The sequence below is a fragment of the Okeania sp. SIO2B9 genome, from assembly GCF_010672505.1.
Lineage (GTDB): Bacteria > Cyanobacteriota > Cyanobacteriia > Cyanobacteriales > Microcoleaceae > Okeania > Okeania hirsuta.
In genome coordinates this window covers 1-21437 of record NZ_JAAHGK010000002.1, presented here as the reverse complement: position 1 = coordinate 21437, position 21437 = coordinate 1, and the positions used below count along the sequence as shown (strand labels likewise).

The 21437-nt window shown below is 38.7% G+C and carries 18 protein-coding genes and 2 pseudogenes; 6 read left to right on the top strand and 14 right to left on the bottom strand.

Features of this window, described 5'->3' with window-relative positions; translation table 11 throughout:
- Positions 1-1345 precede the first annotated feature (1345 nt).
- The 10 genes and pseudogenes from F6K13_RS00190 to F6K13_RS34795 form a co-directional block, all read right to left on the bottom strand.
- Positions 1346-1789: an NUDIX hydrolase gene (locus F6K13_RS00190; protein WP_124144910.1), complete on the bottom strand. Its 444-nt coding sequence runs from the start codon at positions 1787-1789 to the stop codon at positions 1346-1348.
- A 563-nt stretch (positions 1790-2352) separates the two neighbouring features.
- On the bottom strand, positions 2353-4968 hold the full coding sequence (locus tag F6K13_RS00185; RefSeq protein WP_124144909.1) for a dynamin family protein: 2616 nt from the start codon (positions 4966-4968) through the stop codon (positions 2353-2355).
- 304 nt (positions 4969-5272) lie between these two features.
- Positions 5273-5386 (bottom strand): annotated as a pseudogene (locus F6K13_RS00180) (element excision factor XisI family protein); the annotation flags it as partial.
- Positions 5387-5420: 34 nt separating this feature from the next.
- Positions 5421-7601 carry a CHAT domain-containing protein gene (locus tag F6K13_RS00175; protein ID WP_287286632.1) on the bottom strand — a complete coding sequence of 727 codons (2181 nt, stop codon included), beginning with the start codon at positions 7599-7601 and terminating at the stop codon, positions 5421-5423.
- Between the two features lie 18 nt (positions 7602-7619).
- The gene (locus F6K13_RS00170; RefSeq protein ID WP_287286631.1) at positions 7620-8006 is read right to left on the bottom strand and encodes a hypothetical protein; all 387 of its coding nucleotides are present in this window, start codon (positions 8004-8006) and stop codon (positions 7620-7622) included.
- A gap of 129 nt (positions 8007-8135) precedes the next feature.
- Complete coding sequence (locus F6K13_RS00165; protein ID WP_192901027.1) at positions 8136-8390, bottom strand: hypothetical protein; 255 nt, start codon at positions 8388-8390, stop codon at positions 8136-8138.
- On the bottom strand, positions 8291-8518 hold the full coding sequence (locus F6K13_RS34805; RefSeq protein ID WP_124142920.1) for a ribbon-helix-helix domain-containing protein: 228 nt from the start codon (positions 8516-8518) through the stop codon (positions 8291-8293). The genes F6K13_RS00165 and F6K13_RS34805 overlap by 100 nt, the downstream gene beginning before the upstream one ends.
- A gap of 350 nt (positions 8519-8868) precedes the next feature.
- Positions 8869-9264 carry a hypothetical protein gene (locus F6K13_RS00160; RefSeq protein WP_124142921.1) on the bottom strand — a complete coding sequence of 132 codons (396 nt, stop codon included), beginning with the start codon at positions 9262-9264 and terminating at the stop codon, positions 8869-8871.
- A gap of 315 nt (positions 9265-9579) precedes the next feature.
- Complete coding sequence (locus F6K13_RS34800) at positions 9580-9819, bottom strand: hypothetical protein (protein ID WP_353735624.1); 240 nt, start codon at positions 9817-9819, stop codon at positions 9580-9582.
- Complete coding sequence (locus F6K13_RS34795) at positions 9759-9884, bottom strand: hypothetical protein (protein WP_353735625.1); 126 nt, start codon at positions 9882-9884, stop codon at positions 9759-9761. Before F6K13_RS34795 ends, F6K13_RS34800 begins: the two co-directional genes overlap by 61 nt.
- Positions 9885-10271: 387 nt before the next feature.
- Here F6K13_RS34795 and F6K13_RS00150 point away from each other — a divergent pair, with 387 nt between their 5' ends.
- Entirely contained in the window at positions 10272-11171 is a 900-nt protein-coding gene (locus F6K13_RS00150; RefSeq protein ID WP_124142924.1) for a hypothetical protein, read from the top strand.
- Positions 11062-11841, top strand: a complete 780-nt coding sequence (locus F6K13_RS00145) for a calcium-binding protein (RefSeq protein WP_287286629.1) — start codon at positions 11062-11064, stop codon at positions 11839-11841. Before F6K13_RS00150 ends, F6K13_RS00145 begins: the two co-directional genes overlap by 110 nt.
- Before the next feature lie 164 nt (positions 11842-12005).
- On the opposite strand, the gene F6K13_RS00140 is transcribed toward F6K13_RS00145, so the two are convergent.
- Complete coding sequence (locus F6K13_RS00140; RefSeq protein ID WP_124142926.1) at positions 12006-12614, bottom strand: S-layer family protein; 609 nt, start codon at positions 12612-12614, stop codon at positions 12006-12008.
- 17 nt (positions 12615-12631) lie between these two features.
- A pseudogene (locus tag F6K13_RS00135) lies at positions 12632-13141 on the bottom strand (IS1 family transposase); the annotation flags it as partial.
- A 506-nt stretch (positions 13142-13647) separates the two neighbouring features.
- On the opposite strand from F6K13_RS00135, the gene F6K13_RS00130 reads away from it, so the two are divergent.
- Positions 13648-14988 carry a PQQ-dependent sugar dehydrogenase gene (locus F6K13_RS00130; protein ID WP_240041630.1) on the top strand — a complete coding sequence of 447 codons (1341 nt, stop codon included), beginning with the start codon at positions 13648-13650 and terminating at the stop codon, positions 14986-14988.
- 502 nt (positions 14989-15490) lie between these two features.
- Entirely contained in the window at positions 15491-15808 is a 318-nt protein-coding gene (locus tag F6K13_RS00125; RefSeq protein WP_124155152.1) for a P-II family nitrogen regulator, read from the top strand.
- Positions 15809-16217: 409 nt separating this feature from the next.
- Here the strand turns inward: F6K13_RS00125 and F6K13_RS00120 are convergent, their stop codons facing one another.
- Both F6K13_RS00120 and F6K13_RS00115 read right to left on the bottom strand, forming a co-directional pair.
- Positions 16218-17303 carry a sodium-dependent bicarbonate transport family permease gene (locus tag F6K13_RS00120; RefSeq protein ID WP_124155151.1) on the bottom strand — a complete coding sequence of 362 codons (1086 nt, stop codon included), beginning with the start codon at positions 17301-17303 and terminating at the stop codon, positions 16218-16220.
- A gap of 685 nt (positions 17304-17988) precedes the next feature.
- Positions 17989-19743, bottom strand: coding sequence for a SulP family inorganic anion transporter (locus F6K13_RS00115; protein WP_124155150.1), 1755 nt, complete (start codon positions 19741-19743; stop codon positions 17989-17991).
- Between the two features lie 184 nt (positions 19744-19927).
- Between F6K13_RS00115 and F6K13_RS00110 the strand changes: the two genes are divergently transcribed.
- Both F6K13_RS00110 and F6K13_RS00105 read left to right on the top strand, forming a co-directional pair.
- Positions 19928-20848: a LysR family transcriptional regulator gene (locus F6K13_RS00110; RefSeq protein ID WP_124142930.1), complete on the top strand. Its 921-nt coding sequence runs from the start codon at positions 19928-19930 to the stop codon at positions 20846-20848.
- A 261-nt stretch (positions 20849-21109) separates the two neighbouring features.
- Positions 21110-21310, top strand: coding sequence for a hypothetical protein (locus F6K13_RS00105; protein WP_124142931.1), 201 nt, complete (start codon positions 21110-21112; stop codon positions 21308-21310).
- Positions 21311-21437 lie beyond the last annotated feature (127 nt).

The following is a 21437-nucleotide window of genomic DNA, read 5'->3' as shown; positions in this document are numbered from 1 at the left end:
AAGCAGTTGCGATCGCGACAGTAAGTTTATATAGCAATATGATTTGAGTTGTGAGATATTGGAAACTTTTAGGGAACAGGCAACAGGGAACAGGCAACATATAAGAAGAAAAAAACGTATCATATGAATATCATAATTGCTATATTCTATATTTTTAAGGAATAACTCAATTCTCACAACTGATTCCTGATTGCTATAGTAGAAGGTAGTCAAGAAAAGGTTAATTATCTAAGTTGAAATTTTTGTAATATTTAGTTTTTTGATAAGGAGTAAGGAAGAAGTAGAATGAAGTAAGAAAAGAGCAATAATATAGAGAAACTATCATCACAATTTTCTATTATTTGTAGCCAAAATTTATCGCGTATTCTGGTATGACCGAATAATTAATAATTAAATAATTAAATAATTAAATAATTCAGGTTGAAAGTCTCCCCTTTCAAAGGGAAAAAATAAATTCTTTCCTTATTGGTCAATCCTCTCCCTAAAAGGGAGAGGTAATTATCAATTATCAATTATCCATTAATGAAAGAACCCTTAGATATCTTTGCAAAGGTAAGGGTTTTTGGCAAAGGAGTCAAGAGTTAGGAGTTCGAGAAATAGAATAGGGGAAAAAGGTAGAAAATTGCCCCCATATTCACCGAAAAATTTGGGTTTGAAGCCTCTTATCAACGATAAATATTTCCGATACTCCCTATTTATAAGTCAATACAGTTGTAAGCATTTCCTGCGGAATGCTGCACAAACAGCAGTCAGCTATCAGGTATCAGCTTTATTATCTTTAAAGGAGAAAAAAATTTTCCTTTGAGTCAATCCTATCCGCTTTCAAGGAGAAGTAATTATTAATTATTAATTCTTAATTGTTGAATCCTACCTCCTGGATCATTCCCATTTCTCCCCTCCTGGGAGGGGTTAGGGGTGGGTTGTCTCCTACGCCTACTAAAAGACTTTTTCAGCAAACTTTTTATGTAACAAATTGACGTGGGGAATCTGAATTTAAACTTTAATAAATAATTAGGACTTGCTGATTAAATATCAAAGGATTGATAGATAAAGTTTTTAACTGTTTTAGGCTGAAAAAAAGTGCCAGCTTTTCGGTTGATCAAGCTCAAAAAGTTAGCATTTTGTGCAAGAGTTGGGCAGAAAAATATAGGGACAATTCTTACTACTACCTACTCTATAATTCCTATTTATCCTGACTCCTAACCTCAATCATAATACTTTTTCAGCAAATCCTAATTATTCATTATTTGGTAATCTTTTTCCCTATCTAATACTCTCAACCTGTAACACAGTGTAGTTAATTTCTAATTTTTAAGAATATAAATTTCTGGTTTTCTGTTTCCTCTTAAGTCGATAAAACTTGAGTCAAAATTTTTTTGTGTTCTTCAACAATATTTTCAGGAACATAATCGAAAATTTGAATTTTTTCTCCTTCTTGATTTTCGGTCGGGAGCGGAGAATTAGGAGTACATAAAAATACTAATCCTACAGACCAACCAAAACCACGTTGTTTTTCTTCACTCGGATATTCTAAATATCCTAATAACTGTTGTTTTGTAACTGTAATACTCAACTCTTCTACGGCAATTCTTTGAATAGCATCTTCAATATATTCTTGATAAAAAACCGTACCTCCAGGAATATGCCACAGATTATTCCATGCAGCATCTTTTCTAAGAGTTAATGCCACACCTAAATCAGTTTTCACAACTACTTCTACAACTAATCTAGGAACTTGAGAATATAGCAGTTTAAACTCTTCTGGAGAAAAAGGTTTCTTGCGACTCATTTGATTTTATTCCTCTGAATTATACAATTTGAATAAATATAGCACTACGCAAATAGGGCGCGGATATTCTTCTACTTACTATTCCCTACCCCCTTTTATACCAATTTGAAATAAAAAATACTATACTTAAGTAACACTTCAATTATTAATTAATTAACATATAGCAATTCTCATATTGGTGAGGTACAAAATTCGTTTGTTTTAGAGAGTAGGGAGTAGGGAGTAGGGAGTAGTAATTCGAGAAACAGGGGATAGAAAAAAAGAAAAACAACTGTATCTCACTAATTTGAAAAACGCTATATACTGAATAAACTTTTAGTAATTATTAACCAGTTATTGTTAATTACTCTTGTATTTACCGAATAATTAAGATTAAAAGCCTCTCCTTTAAAGGAGAAAAAAGAAAAAAAATTCCTTCAGCGTCAATCCTCTTCTTTTTAAGGAGAGGTAATTATTAATTATTAATTGTTGAATTCTCCTCTACTCCCCCGCTGAATAATTTGAGCGATCGCCTTTTCTAGTAAATAAATTATTGAGGACTTTTCATTTCAGTCAATAGCAGTTTATTTACTCCCACTAATTTGAGTTAAGATTATTTCAAGTCGGCTTTGTATTTGTTTAAGTTGCTGTTGTTTAGTGGATATAAATACTTTTTCAACTTGTAGTTGTGACTGAGTTTCTTTGTGAGCTTTATCTTGTTGTTCCAGGATATTTTCGTAAAGCAAGATTGCCTGTTCAATTACCGTACTTACAGATTTAAACTGAGTATAGAAAACTTCAGCAATATTGTCACAAACCTTATCAAGTATTTCTTCAGAAGACTCCTGAAACTTTTGAAAACCCACATTATAAACTTGTTGTTTAATTTTCATATCTGCTTTTTCTTCATCACCACCAATACCAAAAAATGAGCTAATCAAAGCCACTGCTCCCCCAGCTATAATAATAGGCAAAATTCCCAATCCTGTAAACATAAATAATGCACCTGCCGTGAGACTACCTAATTGTAATCCTTCCCATAAAGCACCTCCATTATCATCATACTCTTCTAACTTAATTACAGAATTTATATCTAATCCATCTACTTTAATATTTTTAATTGCCAAATTAAATTGCTCATTCAAATTAGAATTTATTTGCTCATCAACCTCTTGTAAATTCATTCTAACAACCTCTAATTTTTGACAAACTTCTTTACTTAAAATCTGTAAATTATTCACCACAATTTTCTTGACTTCTGTATTACCCCAATTTTCTAATTCTGTAGAAAGAGAACTTGTAAATCCTTCAGCATAATCTTTGATAACTTTTTCCTTATCCCAAAGAGGTGAATGTTCTGAATCCCATTCATTAATTTTTTCAGATAAGTGATCGCTCAATCCTTCTGTCCATTGAACCCATGCTTCAGCCACTTTTTTAATACTCTTATCTTTCAGTTTTTCAGTAGTTGATAAAATTTTCACATCCCCTTCACTAGCTTCCCCTATTTTTTCCAATATTTTCTGTTTTGCCTCTTCCGGCAAATACACCTGACCATCTAAAATTTTTTCTGCTTGTTCTAATCCTTTTATTGACTCAGAAATTAAACTATTCATCTTAGTTACAAACTGCTGAAATTCCACAACACCTCGCTCAATAGTCAGAAACTTTTCTATGGACTTTGTAAAATTATTAAAAGAGGTTAAATATTCATTTTCTTCACTCTCTAAAATTGCATCTAAAGCAGCTTGAGCAGAAATAAAATGTAAATGACTATCAGTAGAAATAATCGGTTTTTCACCAAATACAAAATTTTCTAATCGTTGCCTAATTTGCTGACGGCTTTTTTCACTCCTGACCAAATCTAGAAAATTCACCAACACAAATAAATTATCTGCAGGTAAATTAATTTGATTCCCATTTAACTGCAACTTTATACTTTGAATTAACTCTTGTTCCCCTTGAGTTAATGGTCGAGAAGCATTAGTTAAGAAAATCACTGCATCAGTATCTTCTAATAGTTTTTGAGTAATAGCTGTACGGTTAGGATTTTCATTTAAACCAGGAGAATCAATAATTTCTACCCCACTTTTACATAACTCTAAATCTGGATGTTCAAAAAATATTGATTCTATCTCTGAGTGTGCTAATTCTTGACTCATATCTCCTAAAGCTGCTGATTCTGAAATAGTAGATTTTTCCTGATATTCTGCTAAAGAAATTTCTATCTCATTACCATTTTTATCACGACAAATTACCCGCTTTTGTTCGCCATATTTTAAAACTGTAACTGTGCCACTGCAAGGAATTTCTCTGACTGGTTGAATTTCTTCTCCTAACAAAGCATTTAATAAGGTTGATTTACCTTGACTAAATTCTCCAACCACTGCAACTCGGAATTTTTGGGATTGTAATTTTTTTAATATTTTATTTACTTCAGATATTAAAGTATTGGGCAGTAAATCTCTCTCAGTTGATACTGTAACTATTTGATAAATTTCGGAGCAAAGATTATGCAATTGTTGTTTATATTTTTGAAACTCTTTTAATCTTTGATAAACAACAGTTTGTTGAGGCTGATTTTTTTTGTTTTGATTTTGATTGTAGTTGGGTAAGAGTGAATTTAGCATTTCACTAGCAGCTTTGACAAAAATATTATCTAACTGATGGAAACGTGCTGGATTGAGTAAATATGCCACTTCCTCCATTGCCTTATGGGCGAAATTTTCTTGATGAGTAAATCCTGCTTCTAATACCTGCAAATGTTTGGTTTTAATGCCTAACTTACGACTAATAATTTCCAAATATTTTTTTTCTCGTACATCAATATTTCCATCAGCAGCAGACATCTCATAACCAAAGCAAATTAATAACAATTTTTCTGGAGGAGACAGAGGATAAGTTAATGTCAAAATCGCCTCAATTTTTTTGTAAAGATGTTGCTTTGATACTCCTTTAATCATTAACTTAGTTAATTCCAAGATATTTCCTTTCGGCGGGATAAATTTATGGAGGGTAATTTTTAATCTTGCTCTTTCTTCCTCTGCTACTTTCCCATCTGCATAAATAACACCTATCAATATGATGACTAAATTTGCCAGAAACAATACTGGTGGATTAATATCTCTTTTGCTTAGTTTATTGCCAGTAATAATAGATAGTAACTTTACTGATTCGGTGCTAATTTTTGCAGTATCCATAGGTATATATATTTAATATTTTATTGAGATATTATTATTATACCTGAATCAAAGTTATTAGTGAGTAAAGATATTCGATTGGACTTTGGACAAAAAGTAACTAACAGTTAGCGTAATAATTACGCTAATCAAACAGGATAATACCGCTCTATCTCCAGTGAATTTAATCACTGAAAAAAGGCAATAATTAAGAGTTGTCGCCAGAAATCACTTTTTTTTAGTGGTCACTTTTTGGGGCTGGCCTCTCCGATGCGATCGCACCTCTGAGTATTCTATCTCAGGAAGAGGGCATTGCTCCTACTGGTCACTTATTTCTGCCATCCTGCACTAGTACAATATCAGACTTAGGCACCCCCGCTTCAATTAACTCCCTAGCTATTCCTACTTCAGTTCCATCTCGTTGAACCCAAATTTTCCCTCTTCCCTCTTCCTTCTTCCCTCTTCCTTACGAACTACAACCAATTACCAACAAGAATAAATGATGACCAATAATAGGGTTTATCGTAATCTGCATTTAATTCTATTTCTCCTTTGATAAATTTCATTTGAACTTGACGCAGTGCTTCCGCTTTTCTGAGTTGTGAACTACCAGACTGCAATAATTCTTGATAAAACTGTTTCATTAATTCTGCTGTAGAGCCATCATTAACGTTCCATAAACTCCCTAGAACACTACGAGCCCCTGCCCGAATAGAAACTCCAGCCAAACCCAATGCTGCTCGTGTATCTCCCAATGCCGTCTGACAAGCACTTAAAATTAATAATTCGATCGCTCGCTCTGACCTTGTCAAATTCCTAGTCTGAAGCAGTAGGTCTAAATCTCGAACATTAATACGTTCTTCCCAACCTAAAATGAAGGTATCATCTGGATTAGAACTAAACTGTCCGTGAGTTGCAATATGGATAATGTTAAAAGGTTCAGAATTAACCTGAGCTTGAATATTAGTTTTCGTGAATTTTTCATCTGCTAATTTTTCAGATTGTAGTACAGTTTTTTCAATAGCATCTAGTTCTTGTTGAATATAGGGTAGGGAACTAAAACCCTCCAATTCATAACTAGGTGCTTTCTGACTTGTTCCGGCAGTTAATACTCGTAGCTGCTCCTTTAATAAAGGTTTGGGATTGACTAATTGCAAACCCGGTACTACTGCAATTGCATATCTTTCCACGAGATAACGTTCGCGATCGCTATCATACAATACAGACATGGGAAAATTTCTGAGTAACCCATCCAAGACAAAAACTAGAGTTTTGATTTGACTGGTATCGTGTTCTAAATCTATTTCCAAATCTGCTTCAAAGGGTTTAATTAACCACTGATAAAGTTGATTAGATGGCAACTTAACTTTGCTGCTTCCTCTTATAGTTGTAATGTTTACTCTAAGATTAAATAAGGTTTCCTGAAATTGTGCTGCAAAGTTTTTATCGCTCACTGAAGCATAACGAAAGTTGTCAGTTCCAGGCAATTTGAGAATAACACTTAATTGATTATCTAACAATATTGGATAAATAACGGCTGCATTTTTATCAATTTCATCGATATTAATATCTTCAGCATTGACACAAGCATTTTGGAAAAAATTATCTAATTCTGCTAATTGTAGAGATTCAATTACCTTCTGAGCTGCTTTTATATTGGACAATTTTGGTTGAGTTGAACCAAGTTCAGGCTGAAGTAATAGTGCTACAAGTTTTCTGTATAAAGGTTCAATATTTGCCCGAAAATCAAACTGAATATCTCTATTTAAAGCTACCAAGTTGCGTCGTAAAATTTGCAGGGTATTAAAAGCAGATTTATAAGCTAAAAGTGCTTTTGAGGAATCTCCTTGTTGGAGAAAAATATCTCCCAATTGTTCTTGGAGTTGATAAGCAATATCTGAAGCAGAGATTTTTTGAGCGATCGCCAAGGCTTGATTTGTCAAATTAAGTGCATTTTCTAGTTTTCCCATGTTTTGATACAATTTTCCTTGAATTCCAATGGCATAAGCTTCTAAACGAGAATTATGAATAATTTTTGCTTGTTGAATTGCTTGGTCGAGGAATTGTTCATTAATAGTATTTGGTAGAGTTAATTCGGCAAAATTAGTCTGTAGTTGAACTAAAGTTGATTTGGCATTTATTTGCTCAAAATTCATCAAACTTTCTGCAAATTTAATCGTTGCTTGAATTGAATGAGGAGAGGGATTAATTTTATTTAAAATACCAATAATTTGAGGTAAAGTATCAATCTGAAATTGTACATGAGGTTGCAGCCAATCATCACCTGAACTCTTCTGCCATTGTCGGTTTAATTCAAGTAACAGACTAAGATGATTAATAGTTGCCTGAATTTTAATTAATTCTTCATCAGAAACAGTCACCGCTTTTTCATAATAAGATAAACCTTGGATAATTGCTTGTCTTTCTGCTTTTCCTCTCAGCCTAAAATTAGCAATGCCTTGAGCTTGAGAAAGAATTGTATTTCCTAAATTTAGCAATAATCGACCTTCAATATTTTGAGAATTTACCAATGGAAAACTAGCTTCTAAAACCTTTTGAGATAAAGCCAATTTACCCAGTACGCGCAATCCATTTCCCAAGCTTTGTAGACCTTGAAAATTTAGATTAGTATTTGATGTATTAAATCTTGACAAAACAGTTTGTAGCTCACTTTATGTCAAGCGTTCACACTGTAAATCATTGCCAAATGCTTGTAGCACTGTATCACAGGAACGTCTATAAAATCCCATACTTGTTAATGCTTGAGCTTGATTAACTTGACTTCTAATTTCACCAATACGATCCTTATTTTTCCGATAAATAACTTCTGCTTGTTGCCAAACTTCCAATGCAGCTTCCGCCCTTCCCTGCTGTAACAATTTGACTCCTTGCTGAATTAAACTAGAAGGAGAAGATTGTGCTAAAATGGGAGATAAAAAATTAATTCCCAGACTGAAACAAAAACCAAATAGAGCGATCGCTATCAACTTTAGTATCCCAATCTTTAGTCTATTTTTATTACTAATAAGTTTATAAATTTTTTTGAATAGATTCTGCATATTGATTAAATTTCCTCAAAAATAATCCTCACAGCATTTGTACGAGGCCAATAATGGCCACAATTATTACACTAATATTCTATTTGATGAAAAAATACCGACCACATTGCTGCGATCGGCTTCCTAAATTTATTCTTCTTCTGTTTTGTCGCTTACTAGAAGTTCTGCTTCTCCACTCAAAATCCTGACTACCTCTTCTTCTAAAGCACCCATCTTTCCCAAGACTTTTGACTTATATTCGTTATTTTCCTGAAGTCCTTGTACTAATCTGTCTCCATGAGCTTCTATATATTTAATATGTTCACGTTGCAACTCTTGAAGTTGTTCAAGAATTTTCCCAAGAGTTTCGCGTTCCCCCCCGGTGAAGACTCTTGCCTTACCCACTGTTCTATTAGTTCGCTCCGACTCAGGCCCAACGCTTTCGCCATCTGTCCTAACCTTGTTTTTGCCTTGGGAGTCAAGCTTATTTCCAAGCTTGTTTTCTTCTCGTCATAATTTGGATGTCTCGCCATTTGTTTTGTTAGCCATTTTATACGGATAGAAAAATTTTATCTGAACCACTTGACTTATTCTATCCGGATAGTTAAAATAATAAACAATACAATCAGGGTTAAATTTTTAGGAGGTGATGCCCAACGAAGCAGTTCAAACAGTTAAAACCTAAGACTTAACTGACATATTTATCCTCTTAAAAGAGGAAGCGTAACTACCCAAATTTTTCGGTCAAGTTGGGGGTTATATTGTCTGAGTTGAAAGATTTTGCCTTGGTGCTGACCTGTGGGGAGTTGGGCGTATTTGTCGTGTAAAATTTTTGGCTTGAAAAAATACCGACCACATTGCTGCGATCGGCTTCCTGAATTTATTATTCTTTTGTTGTTGATTCTTCTGGAAGCTTTTCGACCTGTTCCAATAGGCGACTGATTTCTTTTTCTAGTGCTGCTGACTTCTCTAAAAAACTAGCTTTCTTATTTTTATGATCTGCTAGTCTTTTTTCTAATCTTTCACCATCATCGTCCATATAACTCAAAGCTTCGTCTATTACTTCCCGGAACAGGCCAAGAATTCCCCCAATAATCCAACTGATTCCAGTTTGTCCCATGCTTTTATCCACTTCTCTAGTAGTTCTCCTTGACTGGTGTTCAAAGCTTCTGCTATCTGTTTCAACCTTTGCCGAGATTCTGGCGTTATCGTCAAGTTGATTCGTTCTTTTCTCACTCCGTGAATTGGATGTCTTGCCATGTCCTTCTAAAGTATCCATTGTTTCTGTATAGAAAGATTCTAACTAAACTCTTGACAACTATTGTATACAGAAGTTATTGTAATACTATATTCATACAGAAAAAATACCCAGGAGGTGACGCCCAACGAAGCAGTTCAAACAGTTAAAACCTAAGACTTAAGCTCGTTGATATAAATTAATGTTTCGGGTAGACCAGGTGAAGTTGGGGGTTATATTGTCTGAGTTGAAAGATTTTGCCTTGGTGTTGATCTGTGGCAAGTTGGGCGTATTGGTTGTGTAGAATTTGTGGCATGAAAAAATACCGACCACATTGCTGCGATCGGCTTTCTGAGTTTATTCTTCTTCCGTTGTTGATTCTTCTGGAAGCTTTTCGACCTGCTCCAATAGGCGAGCGATTTCTTTTTCCAGTGCTGCTGACTTCTCTAAAAAACTAGCTTTCTTATTTTTATGATCTGTTAGTCTTTTTTCTAATCTTTCGCCATGCTCGTCTATGTAACTCAAAGCTTCGTGCATTACTTCCCGAAACAGGCCAAGGATTCCCCCAATAATCCAACGGATTCCAGTTTGTCCCATGCCCCCGTCCACTTTTCCACTAGCTCGCTGCGACTGATATTCAACGCCTCCGCTATTTCGTCCATACGTTGCAAGGTCTCCGGAGTTAGTGATAGATTGGTTCGTTTTTTGGGACTTTTGTATTTCGGTTTTCCAGCCATCTATTATTCTTTTGTCCATTGTTTGTGTACAAGATAATTCTACTCAACCCTCTTGACATAATCTTATACACAATGTAATTATAATATCAAGTCATACACAAACAATGCTCAAGAGGTGATGCCCAACGGAGCAGTTCAAACAGTTAAAACCTAGTGCTTAAAAGACATCAGCATACTTATTCTTAGTGACTATCTATTGGATATCTTTCGGGGTGGGGTTAGATATCCCTGAAAAGAGGAGGTAATTGTTAATTATTAATTGTTGAATCCACCCCTTACTTACTAACCTAACTTTTTCTTACTTTCTTACTTATGATTGGAAACCTATACAACCACGGATTCGAGATACCTTTTAATGACCCAGAACTTCCCCAATGGGCAGATGGCCATCTAGATAAATTTTGCGATTTGTTTTGGAACGAAACCTGGAAAAATGGCGATGATGCGATCGCCTCTCTGGAAATAGATATGCTGGCCGACAGATACGCCTATATCAAAGAGGGCATGGCCTTGAGAGCTTTTCAGATTTACAAACTTTATCAAAATTTAGGGTATAAAACCTTCAAACAATATTGTGTTAAATGTTTGAAAAAATCGGTCTATTACGTCAAACGAGTCATTAAAGCTGCTCAAATATCTTGGTCATTGATGCTGGAAGGATTTACCGAGCTGCCAGACAACGTATCTCAAGCTACCAGATTAGCCACTTCTGTGAGTCAAGTCAGCGAGGAAACTGATGAAACTATGAGTTGTTGGCAAGAAGTGTTGGATAAAGCAAAGGATCAATCCAAACCCATTACAGCAAATTACATAGAAACTACTATTACTGGGGAAACAACACCTCTCTTAGCCACAGCAAAGCTACCCAGAGATGTCTGGGACAAATTAAGAGCTTTGGCCAAACAACAGGGAGTCAAGCCGGAAAAATTACTCGAAGAGATTGTGGGAAATTATTTGCACCCGAAACAAGAACCTGACCCAGAGACAGAAACAGTAGATGAGCCAGAATCTAAAAACAATGAAAAAGGTCTTACGTCAAAAACACCTGATATTAAAGCTTGGGAAAAAGATTTACAGGATTTAGTCCAGGAACGTTTTACTAATGAACCGAATTATCAGACAACCGCAGACAATTCCACATTTACTAGAACGAAAAAGCAGAAGAAGAAACAGAAAAATAAAACCCCTCCTCCTGAGTGGATTTGGCAATAATCTCCTTAGAGGTGGTAATGGCAATGATCGCCTTATAGGTGGTAATAACAATGATACCCTTCTGGGTGGTTTGGACGATGATGCCCTTCTGGGTGGATTTGGCAATGATCTCTTTGACGGTGGTAATGGCAATGATGCCCTTGGGGGTAATAATGGTTTTGATACCCTTATAGGTGGTAATGGTGATGATACCGTTAGAGGTAATGATGGCAATGATCTCCTTGTAGGTGGTAATGGCAATGATCTCTTTGACGGTGGTAATGGCAATGATAACCTTCAAGGTGGATTTGGCAATGATCTCCTTGTAGGTGGATTTGGCAATGATCTCCTTGTAGGTGGATTTGGCAATGATTTCCTTAGAGGTGGTAAGGGTGATGATAACCTTCAAGGTGGCGATGGCAATGATCGCCTTAGAGGTGGTAGGGGTAATGATACCCTTATAGGTGGTAAGGGCAGTGACCTTTTTCTACTTGCTAGTCGCTTTGGTGGTGATACCATTATGGATTTTCAACTAGGAGGCGATAAGATAGTATTATCTGATGATTTAGAATTTACTGATTTAACTTTTGTACTAAATGGTAGGAATACATTATTAACAGTTACTGCTAGTGGAGATCTACTAGCTACAGTTAATAATGTAATAAGCTTGAGTTCAGAAAATTTCTTGTAATTTGTCAAAAAATAGTTCAAACTTAAATTAATTTTCAGGGCGATTAAGCCCTTTGTTTTGCGCCAAAATCTCCAAAAAATTCTGGGCATCCTTATTTGACAGGGAGTTAAAAATTTTTGATAAAGATTTAGAATTTACCGAAAAATTGGGTTTAAAGCCTCCCCCTAAAAGGGGCGGAATTCTGTGCCGAATATGCCTGCTGCGGTGATGTTGATAGTGCCTCCGAAGGCGGCTTGAGCATTGGCGGAGATGTCGCTGTTTTCCAGTGCGACTAGGTTTTCGGTGTTGATATTGATGTTGCCTCCGGTGGCTTCTCCTGTGGCGTTAGTGCTGATGTTGCTGTTGTGGCGGAGAATAAAGTCTTTGTTGTTTTTGATGGTGATGCTGCCTTGACCTCCTGTGGTTTTGGCATTGAGACTAGCTTGGTTTTCTATGAGGATGTTGTTGCTGTTGATTTCTAGGTTGCCTGCTGGTTCTTGGGTTTGGGAGCTGACTGTGATTTCTGCTTCATCCCGAATATTGAAATTTTCGGCGTTGATAATTAACGTTCCTCCTGCTCCTGTTCCTTCATCTGTTGCTTCTGCGGTTAAGCCACTTAGCCATATACCATTGGGAGATTTTCCTATTATTTCTGTGTCTTTAGCAGAGATGGTTATATTGCCTGCATCTCCCCCACCTCTGCTGCGGGCGTTGATCTGCGCTCCATCTTGAAGTCGTAAATTTTCTGTATTGACTGTGATAGTTCCTCCATTTCCTACCGCTCCTTCTTGCACTGTAGCAATTAAACCACAATATCAAGAAAACCGGCCCAACCGTGAATCATCTGCCACAATATAGTCAAGGTAACTAACGAGCGAGTCTCTTACAGAGGAGCTTTCCTTGCGGAATGCTATCGCAAACGCTAACGCCCCCGTACAAACTTCAGAATTCCTGGCATTTTGCTGTTGACGACTCTCCAGACCCAAATTTGGTTTTTTTTGAGCCCATAAAAGTTTGTAGTTGATCTAGCGTGAGCTGTTTGAGGTATTTCATAGTTACGATCGGGAATCTGTGCTTGGTGCAAGTCGTACCCAGTTGAGCACTGTGTTATGGGAAATACCAGTCACTCTCTCAATGGCTCCCAATCCCATGCCAAATAGGGACATTTTCACACAAAGCTCTTTAAGATCAGAACTTATAACCCGCAGGACAGGGGCTTTCTCGCGCATTGACGGCCACAGTTACGGCACAGATAACTCTGTTTGCCCTGACGATGACCATTTTTCACTACTTTATGACTTTGACAATCAGGACAGTCCATCTGTCTAGAAAATTCTAGAATATCATTCTCTATTGTGCAACACCTATAATTGAGCATCGGGTCGAAAAATTATGCTGTTGGGGTAGATCAAAAATAGATTTGCATTTCCTAACACACCTAGAGTTCCTAGTACGTCGATCAATGGTGCGCTCAATGCAATGTTTTGAGCTATCGCTACATCTACAGAACTACCAAATTTTCTACTACACCAGATATAGCTGAAGTCAGAAGTCAGAAGTTAAATTCTCAGCACGGATGTAATTTGCTGGTTGTGGTAATAGCACTTAGCTTTTTTATAGGTATGGTTTTCTACCATCTCAATGAATTCATCCCATATATTTGTTGGTAGATTTGTTTTAATTGTACTCGTCGAAACTCCCTTATTAAGGCGAATCACTATCTGGATGTAATTCTTCAATACATTCTAACAAAAGGCGATCGCTCGATTAATTTATCAAACATAAGTATATGTCAAAGAGCTAAAAAAATGCTAACTTGATATCAAAATGCTAAATAATCAAGATTCTATAGTCATAAAAATGCGACAGAATAATATGTTTCAAAATAATTTGTTTTCTCAGTCAGACCAAATACCCCTCGATCTACTCGATCGCCTCATAACAGCAGGGAGTAAAATAGTATTTCGCACTACTATAGCGATCGCTCTATTCGGGACTTTAAGTTGTACCACCAATGTTCAACTAGATTCATCTACTGCTACTCAGACTCAGACTGCATCAGTTTCTAATAATCAAATTGAGTCTCCAGAAAATATCGCCACTAATTCAGGCTTCCAGAAAATCACCTTGGTAGAAGACCTAGAACATCCTTGGAGCCTGGCCTGGCTTCCTGATGGCACTATCCTAATTACTGAGCGACCAGGGAGATTGCGAATTGTGCGTGATGGAGTTCTAGATCCAACTCCAGTTACAGGACTTCCTGAAATATTTGCCTCTGGCCAAGGGGGATTAATGGATGTCTCAATTCACCCGCGCTTTACAGAAAATCGCTTGATTTATCTGACTTATTCCCACGGCGATCGCTCGGCAAACCGCACCCGCATAGCACGGGCGAGACTTGAGGAGAATACTCTGCGCGATCTGCAAGTAATCTTCGAGGTTTCCCAGACAAAAACTGGCGCGCAACACTTCGGGTCACGCATTATTTGGCTACCTGACGAAACTCTACTAATAACAATTGGTGACGGTGGCAACCCACCTATTGAATTCAATGGCGAATTTATCCGCCAACAAGCTCAAAACCGCCGTAGTCATCTGGGCAAAGTTTTACGGTTAAATGACGATGGTTCTGTACCCTCCGATAATCCTTTCGCAACTTCTACAGATGCCGAACCTGCCGTTTGGAGCTACGGACATCGTAATATTCAGGGAATCACCTTTGACCCCACAAGGAATAGAGTCTGGGCAACAGAACATGGTTCGCGAGGTGGCGACGAACTGAATCTTGTTGAGGCTGGAGAAAACTACGGTTGGCCGGCAGTCACCCACAGTCGAGAATATTCTGGAGGACTCATCTCTCCGGAAACATCTCGCCCTGGTCTGGTAGACCCTAAAGTGGTGTGGACTCCATCAATAGCCCCCTCTGGTTTAGCTTTCTACAGTGGCGATCGCTTTCCACAGTGGCAAGGTAATTTGTTTGCAGGTGGGTTAGTATCCCAAGATATCCGTCGCATTGAGGTAGATGAAGCGGGTAATGTTGTCACTCAGAAGTCTATTTCTATCGGTCAGAGAGTGCGGGATGTGCGACAAGGGCCTGATGGGCTACTGTATGTTCTCACCGATCGACCTAATGGACAATTAATTCGGCTTGAACCTGTTGGCGAGTAAGTTTGGGGTGTGGAGTAGCCGAGATTAAATAATCGGGCTTACTCACGCATATAAAATTATAGGCGTTGCTGAATGGTAATAATTTTTAGATTAAGTATCAATGCAAAACATAAATTTTTCAATTTTACCTTTAGCTACTTACCATTACATTTCAGCAACGCAAAATTATACACCATTTTTAGTGGTTAACAGCCGTTAAACCCTACTATAAGTGATGGTTATGCGATTGATTGGTTTTTCCTTTTCCTAGGTCATACTGCGCAAACATCCCGACGCTCCCTATCCAACAAGTGGATCGCAAATGCCCTAGTGTATATTCTCTTGACTGATTTATGGTATGGTGTTAGCATATTTAATATGGCAAGCGCAATATTACGTAACGTGTATACAAACGCGATTGTATTCCCTTCGCCGACTAGGATTGGCGCAATAGCGCGTAATTCTGCCGTTTTCCTGAGTTTATGTATAGTTCAAAGACTAAAAACGTCAAGAGGTAACCCGCATGACCCAACAAGCTACCAAGCTCGTCATCGTCACGGAAAAGTTGTTGCTGAAAAAGATCGCCAAGATCATCGACGAAGCCGGGGCTACCGGTTATACGGTGGTAGACGCTGGCGGTAAAGGCAGTCGTAACGTGCGATCGTCCGGAGGACCAACCGTTTCCGAAACCTACTCGAATATAAAGATCGAGGTGCTCACCCCCAATCGGGATATGGCGGTGAAGATTTCGGATGAAGTCGCAGGGCAGTTTTTCGACGATTATTCGGGCATCGCCTATATCTGTAGTGTGATGGAGGTACTGCACGCACACAAATTCTGACTCAAAACCCAGTTGATCAAACCAAAAAACCGGGGCATAGCCTCGGCTTTTTCATGCCTGTAGAACGTTGATGCTGGTGAAAAAATCACTACCAATACCTACTAGGTCACGCGGCTGTTGAATGGAGAAGACACAGACCTTGACCAAGAAATTGTGGTCTAAAGCCTCCCTGCTCTTTCAAGGGAATAAAAAGTGGTCGATCGCGACAGCGGAACGGAGTTCTTTCTTCGTAGCTTCCCATAGGGTGGAATGGCGAGGAAACCTGCACCATATCTAATCGACCAAGAAAAAAGAGAATTCTGTATTTTCGTAGCCTCTTTATTGCAGAGGTACTGATGACTGAAATTATATAGCTGTAACGTTGGTTGCCGCGCCAAGAGAACGCTGGCATAACCCAACCCGTCTGCGATCAGTTGCCCATCAGTGCCTGGGCAAGCCCGATGAAGAGCGGTATTCCCAAGGCAAGAGCAACCGGCGTACCTACGGCTGTGGACGAGCCGATGTAGGCGGAGGGATTAGCCGACGGGATACCGGCTCGTAAAGTAGGCGGCCCTGAGATGTCTGAACTGGAGGCAGCGATGACGGCCATGATCACCACACCGCCAAAACTGAATCCCGTGATGTAGTGGGCAATCATGCCAAGACCGAAGGCTATGAACCCATGCAGCAGCGGCCCCACAAAGGCATATATGGCATACCACTGACCCACCTTGCGCAGCTCGCCAATCCTTGCCGTGGCTTCCATACCCATTACCAGCATCAGAATTGAAAGCAGGCCACGGAAGAGGGGATTGAAGAAGCTATCATAGACACTTTCCGGCCTGGTTAGTATGCCTAGAGCGAGGCCTAGCAGCAGTGCTGATAGAGCAGAGCCTTGGAGGCTTTCCTGCACGATAGGCCATATCTCGACCCGCTTGTCTGCAGTATTGCGCTTGGGATACCCGCGTGCGGTAATGCCCTGCTTGCTTTGATACTCCTGCTTGCTGAGATCCTCGTATGCGGCATCGCGCTGCTTGCTGATATAAATGCTGGCCAAGACGATCGCAGTCACGAGGGCTGGGATGTCCATGAAGGGATAGAGTGCGGCAGCCCAGGGCTCATAAAAGATATCTTCCGTTTCCAGTATCGTCAGGCCGGCAGCGAGGGTAGAGCCACTCACGGCACCGAACAAGCCTGCAGTAGCAATGGCATCCACGGTTTTGACCTTCGGCAGTTTGGCCAATGTGTAGCGTCCGATGAACACGATCAGGATTCCCACTATCATGGCGAACACTGCGGGCAACAGCATCTCCAGGAGATTGGCATTGCGGATCGCAATGCCACCGCTCAGGCCGACTTTTAGGAGCAGCATGAAAACGATGAACTTATAGATAGGATCTGGAATTTGCAGTCGGCTATTGACTGCTGCAACAACCATACCACCAATTAGAAATCCGAGTGTCGGGGACTGCAATTTCCCCAGGAAGAGCGTCAAGAAATCGGAGAAAAAATTCATGTTGTAATTCCTTATTAATTAGATATTAGAGGTCACCATGGCCTCAAACTTAAAATATGTCAAGATTTGCGCTGGCTAGCACAAATTGGAAATTCAATGTCAAATGTGAATCATCAGGTTTTCGACAACCAATTTGGGGAAGAACTAGCTAAAGTTTCATCAAGGGCAATTTCTAATATTTTAAAACATTTTTTCTGCTTTCAATGCTTGAGACTAGCAAAATAATTTTTAATAAGTAATCACTGCGATTACTGTAATATATACGTTTTCAGTGGTTTAGTTATAATCACAAAATTCTTGACTTTGCAGAGATTAGTCAAAGAAGGAAGGCAGGAAGCAGGAGGCAGAAGCGGTGCAACCCCGCATAGCCACTAGGCGCAAGGGAATGCGCATCAAGAGAGGAAAGAAAAGGTTAGAAGGGAAAAGGTTTTTTATCACTGATTACCCGGACATGATATTACCTAAATTTTGTATTGCGGGTATTTAAAGAGAGATAATATTTAGAGACTGTTTGTAAAGTTTTGTGATATACAATGATTGACCTTGAAACTCTAACAACTTGAGTTACTTATCCTAAATTTATAGGATAAGATACCCAGTTTACGGGGGTAAAACACTTCACAATTTTTTACAAACAACCTCTGAGTTTGAATATTAACTGATTTTCCTTGAATTAATTTGTTGGTTACTGATTTTGACCAATTTGCAGATTGTCAAAACTGGATGGAGTTTGGTTCTTTACCTTGGAATTTGCAGAATTGATATTAACATCAGAAGTAACCAAGGCAACAGCATTGACTAATGCCTGTTTGCGATCCACCAACATATTTTGTGAAGGTACAATCTCTAAAACTCCCAGTTTTTCTAAACGTCGTTTGACGCTGCCTGTAGCACCAACTAGGAATACATGACGACCTGTATCAACAGTTTCCTGAATTGCATTTTCTATTGCTAGAGCAGAAGTCACACCCATGTGAGGTACTTCACTCAAATCTACAATCAACACTTCATAGTTGTTCAGAAGTGTATGTTGGCGAGAGATAGCTTTGGAGACACCGAAAATCATCGGACCACTTAAGTGGAATAATAAAATTCGACCCTCAGCACGGTCTAGTAATTCTTTCTCATCATTGTCTAAGATGATTGCATCATCAGCATCAGTGATGGCTTTCACATCCTCAGATTTAATTTGAGTCAAGCGGTCTATGGTGAGAACATTAGCAACAAACACTCCAATACCTACAGCAGCGATCAGGTCTACGAAGACAGTCAGACCGATCACACCGTACATAATCATGGCAGATTTCCAAGAAATATTATGGGCACGCTTGAGGAAACCCCAGTCAATAATCTTAATACCAACCTGCAAAGCAATACCTGCCAAAACTGCCATAGGAATTTGTGCAGTTAAACTACCAGCTCCCAAAACCACAATCATTAAAATGAAAGCACGAGTAATACCGGATAGAGCAGAGCGAGCACCTGTATTAATATTAACTACAGTACCCATAGTTGCACCAGCACCAGGAAGACCACCAAACAATCCTGAAGCTAAGTTACCTAAACCTTGACCAATTAATTCTTTGTCGGAGTTGTGTTGAGTCCGAGTCAAACTATCAGCAACCACAGAAGTCAGCAGAGCATCAATACAGCCAAGCATTGCTAACACTGTCGCATCAGCTACCATTAACTGCAATTGATCGGGAGTAAAGTAAGGCAACTGTAAGCTAGGTAGACCAGTAGGAATTTCACCGATGCGACGAATACCAGCATCTGAGAAAAATAAAACAGAAATAACTGTTCCTACTACCAATGCTAATAATGGTGGTGGCACAAATTTCTTGACCTTAGCTGGTACCAAAAAGAGTATAGCTACTGTCAGAGCTGCTAAACCTGTCTCTATAGGATTAATACTTGTTAAAAGGTTAGGTATGTTCTGAATAGTCCCAACTACACCACCCTTGGGGCTAGCTTGTCCGAGAAATGGACCTATTTGCAGGATAATCAGGATTATACCGATGCCTGACATGAAACCAGAAATCACGTTGTAAGGCATCATGGTAATGTATTTACCAAACCGCAATAAACCAAAAATAATTTGGAGTACTCCTGCCATCATGACTACGGTGAAAGCCATTGCCAGACCATTTTCTGGGTTGGTGGTAGTTAAGTGAGCAATCACCGCAGTGGTTACCACGGTCATCGGTCCGGTAGGCTCAGAAATCAGGGTGGGAGTACCACCAAACAGTGCTGCAAACAAACCAACTAATACAGCACCATACAAACCCGCAGCAGGTGCTCCAGCATCGGCGGCACCCGAAGCGACACCAAAGGCGAGTGCCATAGGGAGGGCAATGACAGCAGCAGTCAAACCGCCGAACATATCGCCCTTGATATTCCTAAAATTTATTTTGTTGAAAACTTGTGTAGCAAAAGCCATAAAGATTGATAAGTTTTTCTTTTTTATTTAATTAAGTCAATGATACCTACATTAACCATTGACTATCGTCTATGTCAAGATTATTATTGAAATCAATTGGGAATGCAATACTTGATAGTTTGTAATTGCTTATACCAGTCTTAAGATTTTCTTTATTTTTCTTATCTTTTAGGAGGAAAAGTTCTTGATTCAGGCAACCTTACATCAGTTGAGAGTCTTTCAGACCGTGGCCCTTCACGGTAGTTTTACTAAGGCTGCTGAAGAGTTATTCATTACTCAACCCACTGTCTCTGCTCAGGTAAAGCAACTGGGCCAGGCAGTAGGTATACCTTTGTTTGAGCAAATTGGCAAGCAGCTTTATTTAACAGATGTTGGTAGAGAATTATTTGCCACTTGTCAGGAAGTATTTGAACAGCTCGCTCGCTTTGAAATGACGGTAGCTGATATTAAGGGGACAAAACAAGGGCAATTACGTTTGGCAGTAGTTACAACTGCTAAATATTTTGTACCCAGAATCTTGGGTTATTTCTGCCAAGAGTATCCAGGTGTAGATATTTCTCTGGAGGTGACAAACCACCAAAACATCACTAGACGAATGTTGGAAAACCAAGACGATCTATATATATGTAGTCAACCTCCTGAAGATATACCTCTATGTAGTGAAGCTTTGATGGATAATCCCCTGGTCTTAGTAGCGAACAAAAATCATCCTTTGGCAGGCCAGAGAAATATTCCGATTAAACGTCTCAATAATCAAGCCTTTATTATGCGAGAATCTGGTTCTGGTACTCGCCAGGCGGTGCAAAAATTATTTGCCAAGCACAAAATTTATGTGAAAGTGCGCCTAGAACTTGGTAGTAATGAGGCTATTAAACAAGCGATCGCTGGAGGGTTAGGAATTTCTATTTTGTCAAAGCATACTCTCTACTGCGAAAGTTCTGAGTGGGAACTCACTACCCTAGATGTTCAAAATTTTCCGATTAAGCGACAGTGGTATGTATCCTATCTAGCTGGCAAACAATTATCGGTAGTAGCTCAAACATTCTTGGAATATCTGCACGAACATACTCAGAAAATGGCTGTCACTTCTAGTCTTGTGAGTTAACAAATTTCCCACAAGTGCATACCTGATATATTTGTTGATTGCCGAAAGCTGCCTATATACTAAAACATTTCTGAGTACTGTACAAAAAATTTCAAGGGTACGAAAATTACTATAATTTCTACCAGATACTCTTATTGTTTTATTTACTATTCTGCTATTGTTAGCATAGCTTTAGTCATTGATAAATTCCTCGCAACAGCGATCGCTAAGTTTCTCTATCGCTATAGTTGGAATCAAGCTTTCACCATCTGGTCTTTGTCAATGCCTCAAGTAGCAGCAACTTTAGCGGCAGTATTAACAAGTTTTAGCGTGGAATTAATTTCTGAGTCAGTATTTAATGGCATTATTGTTTCAATGTTGGTAACATCTATCTTAGGACTTATGATAACTACTACAAAAGTATTTCTCTGTTTAAGGTTGATCATCAATCTATGTCAAACATCAACTCCTTCCTTGCTATAAATAATATCAGGACTTACGCACTGACAATAGATATGGGGTTTTGCTCAGTTACGCCACCGCTAACACACCCTACTGGACTGTTTCATCTAATTTGGTGCATTAGGGAGTAGGGGAGTAGGGGAGAAAG